Raw genomic sequence first — 1,202 nt, 5'->3', positions numbered from 1 at the left:
TAGGACTCCGTTAGGTCTTCCTGTTGGTCCTGATCACGAGCATGTTGGGTGTGTGGACGTATATGAAGTGAACCGTGTTCGGGCGAAGTTGGCGTTGTTCGTGGCGGATGTGTTCGCGTCGGTGCCGCGCAAGGACCAGCGTGCCAAGGGTGACTGCTATCTGCGGGGGCTGATGCTGGACGGCCGCCGCAAGTCGGTCCAGGCGATGGCCTCGCGGCTGCCGGACGGGAACGAACAGAATCTGCAGCAGTTCGTGAACCAGTCCACGTGGGATCCTGTGCCGGTACAGCGCCGGATCAACGAACGCCTGCTGCCGCTGGTCAACCCGGCGGCCTGGGTGATCGACGACGTATCGCTGCCCAAAGACGGACAGATGTCGGTCGCCGTGGCTCCGCAGTACTGCGGAGCCCTGGGCAAACGCGCCAACTGCCAGGTCGCCGTCAGCGTTCACGCGGCGAGTGACACCGCCTCGTGCCCGCTGCAGTGGCGGCTCTTCCTGCCCTCGGAATGGACCACGGACTGCGAACGCAGGGCCAGATGCCGGGTCCCACCCGGTATCGCCCATCGGGAGAAGTGGCGTCTGGCCCTGGACATGCTGGACACCCTCGCCGCCTGGGGCATGACACCGCCGGCCGTGGTGGCCGACGCCGCCTACGGCACCAACACATACTTCCGGTCCGCTCTGTCCGCCCGCCAGATCTGCTATGTGCTGGCCATCCGCTCGGATGTGACCGCCCACCCGTTGGACGCGAAGCCCGTGGCCCCGGCACGCAAGGGGCCGGTCGGGTGCTGGCCCCAGCCCCGCTACCGCCACCCCGCGCCCTCAATAGCAGGTCTTGCCGCCGGTCTCGGACAGGACGCATTCACCTCCCTGACCTGGCGCAACGGCTCGCGGGGAGAGTTACGCTCCCGCTTTGCCGCCGTGCGTGTCCGGCCGGCAGGCAAGGCCGTCGAGCACCCGGTCAAAGCCGCTGCCTCGGCTGAACAGGGCTGGTGGGACGGGGTCCTGCCCGACTGCTGGCTGCTGATCGAATGGCCCGCCGATGCCGAGGCACCGACCGACTACTGGCTCTCCAACCTGCCGGCCGACACTCCGATCGCCGATCTGGTCCGTCTGGCCAAGGTCCGCTGGCGCATCGAGCACGACTACCGCGAACTCAAACACGGCCTGGGTCTGGACCACTTCGAAGGCCGCTCCTGGC

1 protein-coding gene is annotated in these 1,202 nt (G+C 67.5%); it reads left to right on the top strand.

Annotated elements, in window-relative coordinates:
- Positions 1–52: 52 nt before the first annotated feature.
- On the top strand, positions 53–1,202 hold a 1,150-nt coding region (locus ACIQNU_RS43800; RefSeq protein ID WP_401378323.1), incomplete at its 3' end, for an IS701 family transposase.

Origin of the sequence: Streptomyces sp. NPDC091292 (genome assembly GCF_044757265.1) — a bacterium.
Taxonomy (GTDB): domain Bacteria; phylum Actinomycetota; class Actinomycetes; order Streptomycetales; family Streptomycetaceae; genus Streptomyces.
This window is presented reverse-complemented; position numbering and strand designations above follow the sequence as displayed.